This window comes from Pseudomonas sp. NPDC087690, assembly GCF_044743175.1.
GTDB lineage: Bacteria > Pseudomonadota > Gammaproteobacteria > Pseudomonadales > Pseudomonadaceae > Aquipseudomonas.
The window spans coordinates 1-6,957 of sequence record NZ_JBIUVX010000079.1 but is presented as its reverse complement, the minus strand read 5'-3'; the positions used below and the strand labels follow the sequence as shown (position 1 = coordinate 6,957).

The 6,957-nt window shown below is 57.8% G+C and carries 6 protein-coding genes; all 6 read left to right on the top strand.

Annotated features, from left to right (window positions below; all coding sequences use genetic code 11):
* Positions 1-284 precede the first annotated feature (284 nt).
* Positions 285-641 carry a gamma-glutamyl-gamma-aminobutyrate hydrolase family protein gene (locus ACIPIZ_RS29025; protein WP_253481435.1) on the top strand — a complete coding sequence of 119 codons (357 nt, stop codon included), beginning with the start codon at positions 285-287 and terminating at the stop codon, positions 639-641.
* Positions 642-736: 95 nt separating this feature from the next.
* Positions 737-2,095: a glutamine synthetase family protein gene (locus tag ACIPIZ_RS29020; protein ID WP_007913846.1), complete on the top strand. Its 1,359-nt coding sequence runs from the start codon at positions 737-739 to the stop codon at positions 2,093-2,095.
* A gap of 57 nt (positions 2,096-2,152) precedes the next feature.
* Positions 2,153-3,517 carry an aspartate aminotransferase family protein gene (locus tag ACIPIZ_RS29015; protein ID WP_105704615.1) on the top strand — a complete coding sequence of 455 codons (1,365 nt, stop codon included), beginning with the start codon at positions 2,153-2,155 and terminating at the stop codon, positions 3,515-3,517.
* A gap of 171 nt (positions 3,518-3,688) precedes the next feature.
* A complete protein-coding gene (locus ACIPIZ_RS29010; protein WP_064389461.1) occupies positions 3,689-4,801 on the top strand; it encodes a polyamine ABC transporter substrate-binding protein in 1,113 nt (370 codons plus the stop codon).
* Positions 4,802-4,987: 186 nt separating this feature from the next.
* Complete coding sequence (locus tag ACIPIZ_RS29005) at positions 4,988-6,085, top strand: polyamine ABC transporter substrate-binding protein (protein ID WP_064389460.1); 1,098 nt, start codon at positions 4,988-4,990, stop codon at positions 6,083-6,085.
* 66 nt (positions 6,086-6,151) lie between these two features.
* On the top strand, positions 6,152-6,957 hold an 806-nt coding region (locus ACIPIZ_RS29000), incomplete at its 3' end, for an ABC transporter ATP-binding protein (RefSeq protein WP_401168925.1).

Here is a 6,957-nt window from a genome sequence, read left to right as displayed (position 1 = left end):
CGACATGATGCAACACCTTTGTTGTTAAAAATATCAATCATTGATCTTTTCTGGTTTCAGTCAACCCGAACGGCCTGCCGAAGTCAAGCGAGGCCTTTTTTGCCCTAAAAAAGCGCTGCGAGGGCATTTATGGGGCACTTTCGGGCGTTTTTTTGTCCTTGGAAGACTGTGCACCCGCGGGCTTGAGCAGGCCGTGTTGTATTTTTTACGGGGGTGTTGTGTAAAAAAATGAACAAGGCTAAGCTCCGATCAAACCCATAACAGCAATAATACCGGGGTGCTTCATGTCTCGCCTGCCGTTAATCGGCATCACCGACTGCTCGCAACAGTCCGGTCTGCATGCTTATCACATCAGTGGCGACAAATCCGTCCGTAGCGCAGCCAGCATGGCTTGCCAGTTGCCGACGATGTTCCCGTCCATGGCCGTTCAAGCGCCAGCGTCCGATATTCTGGACGTACGGGAAAGCATCCTGTTTATGGCGTCCCCTTCCAATATAGATCGCTTTCACCCTCAAAGCCTGTGCCGCTTGCCCAGCCGTGCTCGTGATTCTGCACGCCTTGAGTGTGCACAGGAAATGCAACGCCAGCGTAAAGGGCAGGTAAGCTCCTCTTTCATTGTCTATGCGCGGTGCCAGGCGTAAGCCGGCACTGCGCGAGCAAGCCCCCCTTTAACGCGACGCTCAAAGCGTCAAACTTTGCCTGACATCCTGTCAGGAGACTCAGCCCAGAGGCATTTATGAGTAACAACCTCGACCAGCTCACCGATTGGTTGAAAGACCACAAGATCACAGAAGTCGAATGCATGATCGCCGACTTGACCGGTATCACCCGGGGCAAGATTTCGCCGACCAACAAGTTCATCGCCGAAAAAGGCATGCGTCTGCCAGAAAGCGTGCTGTTGCAGACCGTGACCGGCGACTACGTCGAAGACGACATCTATTACGAACTGCTCGACCCGGCCGACATCGACATGATCTGCCGCCCCGACCAGAACGCCGTGTACATGGTGCCGTGGGCCATCGAGCCAACTGCTCAAGTGATCCACGACACCTACGACAAGCAAGGCAACCCGATCGAGCTGTCGCCGCGCAACGTCCTCAAGAAAGTCCTCAAACTCTATGCCGACAAAGGCTGGCAGCCAATCGTGGCGCCGGAAATGGAGTTTTACCTGACCAAGCGCAGCGACGACCCTGACTATCCATTGCAGCCGCCAATCGGTCGCTCGGGCCGTCCGGAAATCGGTCGTCAGTCGTTCTCGATTGAAGCGGCGAACGAATTCGATCCGCTGTTCGAAGACGTCTACGACTGGTGCGAACTGCAGGAACTGGACCTCGACACACTGATCCACGAAGACGGCACGGCGCAGATGGAAATCAACTTCCGTCACGGCGACGCGCTGTCGCTGGCCGACCAGATCCTGGTGTTCAAACGCACCATGCGCGAAGCCGCGCTCAAGCACGACGTGGCCGCGACCTTTATGGCCAAGCCGATGACCGGCGAGCCGGGCAGTGCGATGCACTTGCACCAGAGCATCATCGACATCGAGACCGGCAAAAACGTTTTCTCTAATGAAGACGGCACCATGAGCCAGCTGTTCCTGCACCACATCGGTGGCCTGCAGAAGCTGATTCCTGAGCTGTTGCCGTTGTTCGCGCCGAACGTCAACTCGTTCCGCCGCTTCCTGCCGGACACCTCGGCACCGGTGAACGTCGAGTGGGGCGAAGAAAACCGCACCGTGGGCCTGCGTGTACCGGATGCCGGCCCGCAGAACCGCCGTGTCGAGAACCGCCTGCCGGGCGCTGACGCCAACCCCTACCTGGCGATCGCCGCGAGCCTGCTCTGCGGTTACATCGGCATGGTCGAAGGCCTCAACCCGAGCGCGCCAGTAGTGGGTCGTGGTTATGAACGCCGCAACCTGCGCCTGCCGTTGACCATCGAAGATGCGCTGGAGCGCATGGAAAACAGCGCGACCATCGAGAAGTACCTGGGCAAAACCTTCATCACTGGCTACGTCGCGGTAAAACGGGCCGAGCATGAAAACTTCAAGCGCGTGATCAGTTCCTGGGAGCGTGAGTACCTGCTCTTCGCCGTCTGATACGCCAGGCGCGGCCCTCAAAAAGCCGCGCCTTCACCGATAACAAGGAGAATTGGCATGACCAGCAACAACCCGCAAACCCGCGAGTGGCAAGCACTCAGCAATGATCACCACCTGGCCCCGTTCAGCGACTTCAAGCAGCTGAAAGAGAAAGGCCCGCGGATCATCACCAACGCCAAGGGCGTTTACCTGTGGGACAGCGAAGGCAACAAGATTCTCGACGGCATGGCCGGTCTGTGGTGTGTGGCCATCGGTTATGGTCGCGATGAGCTGGCCGACGCGGCCGCCAAACAGATGCGCGAACTGCCGTACTACAACCTGTTCTTCCAGACCGCGCACCCGCCGGCGCTGGAACTGGCCAAGTCGATTGCCGACGTCGCGCCAGAAGGCATGAACCACGTGTTCTTCACCGGTTCCGGCTCCGAAGGCAACGACACCATGCTGCGCATGGTTCGCCACTACTGGGCGATCAAGGGCCAGCCGGACAAAAAAGTCATCATCAGCCGCAAGAACGGTTATCACGGTTCGACCGTGGCCGGCGCGAGCCTCGGTGGCATGACGTATATGCACGAACAAGGCGACCTGCCGATCCCGGGCATCGTCCACATCGCGCAGCCGTACTGGTTCGCTGAAGGCGGCGACATGTCCCCGGAAGAGTTCGGTATCTGGGCAGCCAATCAGCTGGAAGAAAAGATTCTCGAAGTCGGCGTGGACAACGTCGGTGCCTTTATTGCCGAGCCGATCCAGGGCGCCGGCGGCGTGATCATTCCGCCAGACACCTACTGGCCGCGCATCAAGGAAATCCTCGCCAAGTACGACATCCTGTTCGTGGCGGACGAAGTGATCTGCGGTTTCGGCCGTACCGGTGAGTGGTTCGGTAGCGATTTCTACGACCTCAAACCCGACATGATGACCATCGCCAAAGGCCTGACCTCCGGTTACATCCCGATGGGTGGCCTGATCGTGCGCGACACCGTTGTTGCGGTGCTCAACGAGGGCGGCGATTTCAACCACGGCTTCACCTACTCCGGTCACCCGGTGGCGGCGGCTGTGGGTCTGGAAAACATCCGCATTCTGCGCGACGAAAAAATTATCGAGAACGCGCACAACGAAACGGCACCGTATTTGCAGAAACGTCTGCGGGAACTGAACGATCACCCGTTGGTGGGTGAAGTTCGCGGGGTCGGTCTGTTGGGCGCGATCGAGCTGGTGCAGGACAAGGCCACGCGCAAGCGTTACGAAGGCAAGGGCGTCGGCATGATCTGCCGCCAGTTCTGCTTCGACAACGGCCTGATCATGCGCGCTGTGGGCGACACCATGATCATCGCGCCACCGCTGGTGATCAGCAAAGCGGAGATCGATGAGCTGGTTACAAAGGCACGCAAATGCCTGGATCTGACCCTCAGTGCGTTGCAGGGCTAAGTGCTAGGCTCTGAGCGAGGGAGCTGCGGCGCTCTCGCTCAAAGCTGTCAGAAAGGCTGGTCTTTTCTTGAAAGACCGCCCCGGATCTTGCCAGACTAGCCGCGGTTCCAGTTGCCCGGGTTCGGCCGCTGAACAAAGTGGTTCAAAAAAAGAAAATTTGGAGCATTACGCATGAAGGCATTAGGCAAAAAGCTTGCTGGCAAGACACTTCTCGCGCTGTCCGTGGCGGGCATGATGGCGGGTGCGGTTCAGGCGGACGACAAGGTGTTGCACGTCTACAACTGGTCGGACTACATCGCTCCGGACACCGTGGCCAAGTTCGAGAAAGAGTCGGGCATCAAAGTCGTCTACGACGTTTTCGACAGCAACGAAACCCTCGAAGCCAAACTGCTGGCGGGCAAATCCGGGTATGACGTGGTGGTGCCCTCCAACAACTTCCTGGCCAAGCAGATCAAGGCTGGCGTGTATCAGGAACTGGACAAGTCCAAGTTGCCGAACTGGAAGAACCTCGACGAAGACCTGCTCAAAGCGGTTGGCGATGCCAGCGACCAAGGCAACAAACACGCCTTCCCGTACATGTGGGGCTCGATCGGCATCGGCTACAACCCGGAGAAGGTCAAGGCTGCACTGGGCATCGACAAGATCGATTCCTGGGACATCGTGTTCAAACCCGAGAATATCGAAAAACTCAAAAGCTGCGGCGTGAGCTTCCTCGACGCTCCGACCGAAATGATTCCGGCGGCCTTGCACTACCTGGGCAAGCCGACCAACAGCAAGGACAAGGCTGATCTGAAAGCCGCCGAAGACCTGTTCCTCAAGGTTCGCCCATCGGTTGCGTATTTCCACTCGTCCAAATACATCTCCGATCTGGCCAACGGCAACATCTGCGTCGCCGTCGGTTATTCGGGTGACCTGGAACAGTCCAAGACTCGCGCCAAGGAGGCCGGTGACAAGGTCAAACTGGCTTACACCATTCCGAAGGAAGGTGCCGGTACGTTCTATGACATGGTCGCCATTCCCAAGGATGCCGAAAACGTCGAAGCCGCTTACAAGTTCATGAACTATCTGCTGCAGCCGGAAGTGATGGCCGAGATCACCAACGCCGTACGTTTCCCGAACGGCAACAAGGCGGCAACGCCATTGGTGGACAAAGACATCACCAGCGATCCGAGCATTTACCCTTCGGCGGAAGTGAAGAAACAGCTGTATGCGATCAGCGATCAGGATGCTGCGACCTTGCGTCTGATCACTCGCAGTTGGACCAAGATCAAATCCGGCAAATAAGCCGTTTGAAGCCGTACCCGCTGGCCATCGTCTCCGTGACGATGGCCAGCGGGACAATTAAATGACAGAAAGTTTTGCTGGAACGGTTTTTCGAGGGTAAGTTGCGCGCCGGTTTTGTTGCCGGGCAGCCATGGCTGTCATGCAGCGCGGGGCAACTTGGGCCCAACTAATTTAGAGGACCTCCACTTGCCTATTTTTTCTTCTTTGCGCAAAGCCCTGCTGGCCACTGCCGGCCTGACGATTGCTGTCGGAGCCCAGGCCGCCGGTACGGTGCATATTTATAACTGGTCCGATTACATCGGCGAGACGACCCTGGCGGACTTCCAGAAAGCCACCGGAATCAAACCGGTCTATGACGTCTTCGATTCCAATGAAACCCTTGAAGGCAAGTTGCTGGCCGGGCGTACCGGTTACGACGTGGTCGTGCCGTCGAACCACTTCCTCGGCAAGCAGATCAAGGCGGGCGCGTTCCAGAAGCTCGACCGCTCGCAGCTGCCCAATTATTCCAATCTCGACCCGGCGCTGCTCAAGCGTCTGGAGCAGAACGATCCGGGCAATCTGTACGCCGTGCCGTACCTGTGGGGAACCAACGGCATCGGTTACAACGTCGATAAAGTGAAGGCTGTGCTGGGTGTCGACAAGATCGATTCGTGGGGCGTTTTGTTCGAGCCCGAGAACATCAAGAAGCTGCAAAGCTGTGGCGTGGCATTCCTCGATTCAGCGGATGAGATGATGCCGACCGTGCTCAACTATCTGGGCCTGAATGCCAACAGCACCAACCCCGAGGACTACGAAAAGGCCACTGACAAGTTGCTCGCGGTGCGTCCTTACGTGACCTACTTCCATTCCTCGAAATACATCGGTGATCTGGCCAACGGCGACATCTGCGTAGCCATCGGTTTCTCCGGCGATATCTTCCAGGCGAAGAACCGCGCAGCCGAAGCCAAGAAGGGCGTGAACATCGCCTACACGGTGCCGAAAGAGGGCGGCGCATTGTGGTTCGACATGCTGGCGATTCCGAAGGATTCGTCGAACGTGAAGGAGGCCCACGCCTTCATCAACTATCTGCTGAAACCTGAGGTGATCGCTCAGGTCAGTGATTACGTCGGTTATGCCAACCCCAACCCGGGTTCGGACAAGTTGATGGAACAATCCATCCGCACCGATGCGTCGGTGTATCCGCCGCAGGCTGTTATCGACAAGGCTTATGTGTCGACCGAGTTGCCACCGAACATTCAGCGTCTGATGACCCGCAGCTGGACCAAGGTCAAGTCGGGGATGTAAGGCACACACTATCCTGGGTTCGCCTTGCGGGGCGGACTGCATTGTTTTTATCTGGGAGTTTCGTAAATGGCAGTTGCCTCCGGCGCCTATAAGAAAGCCCTCGAGGGCGACCAGACACCGAAACAGGTGTTGGTCAAGATCGACCGGGTCACGAAGAAGTTCGACGAGACGATTGCCGTGGACGATGTGTCCCTGGAAATCAAGAAAGGCGAAATTTTCGCCTTGCTCGGCGGTTCGGGATCGGGCAAATCCACTCTGCTGCGGATGCTGGCAGGGTTCGAACGGCCCACGGAGGGGCGCATTTTCCTCGACGGCGTCGACATCACCGACATGCCGCCGTACGAACGACCGATCAACATGATGTTCCAGTCGTACGCCTTGTTCCCGCACATGACCGTGGCGCAGAACATCGCCTTCGGCCTCAAGCAGGACAAGATTCCGGCGTTTGAAGTCGATGCGCGAGTGGCCGAAATGCTCAAGCTGGTGCAGATGAGCCAGTACGCCAAGCGCAAGCCGCATCAACTGTCCGGTGGTCAGCGTCAGCGTGTGGCACTGGCGCGTTCGCTGGCCAAGCGGCCGAAGCTGCTGCTGCTCGACGAACCGATGGGCGCACTCGACAAGAAACTGCGTTCGCAGATGCAGCTGGAACTGGTGGAAATCATCGAGCGCGTGGGGGTGACCTGCGTGATGGTGACCCACGACCAGGAAGAGGCCATGACCATGGCCGAGCGCATCGCGATCATGCACCTGGGCTGGATCGCCCAGATCGGCAGCCCGATCGACATCTACGAAACCCCGACCAGCCGTCTGGTCTGCGAATTCATCGGCAACGTCAACATCTTCGAAGGCGAAGTGATCGACGACGCCGAAGG

Bases quoted from the DNA above. Each gene is read 5' to 3' on its own strand.
- ACIPIZ_RS29015 (WP_105704615.1), top strand. From the start codon at position 2,153: ATGACCAGCAACAACCCGCAAACCCGCGAGTGGCAAGCACTCAGCAAT.
- ACIPIZ_RS29020 (WP_007913846.1), top strand. From the start codon at position 737: ATGAGTAACAACCTCGACCAGCTCACCGATTGGTTGAAAGACCACAAG.
- ACIPIZ_RS29025 (WP_253481435.1), top strand. From the start codon at position 285: ATGTCTCGCCTGCCGTTAATCGGCATCACCGACTGCTCGCAACAGTCC.
- ACIPIZ_RS29010 (WP_064389461.1), top strand. From the start codon at position 3,689: ATGAAGGCATTAGGCAAAAAGCTTGCTGGCAAGACACTTCTCGCGCTG.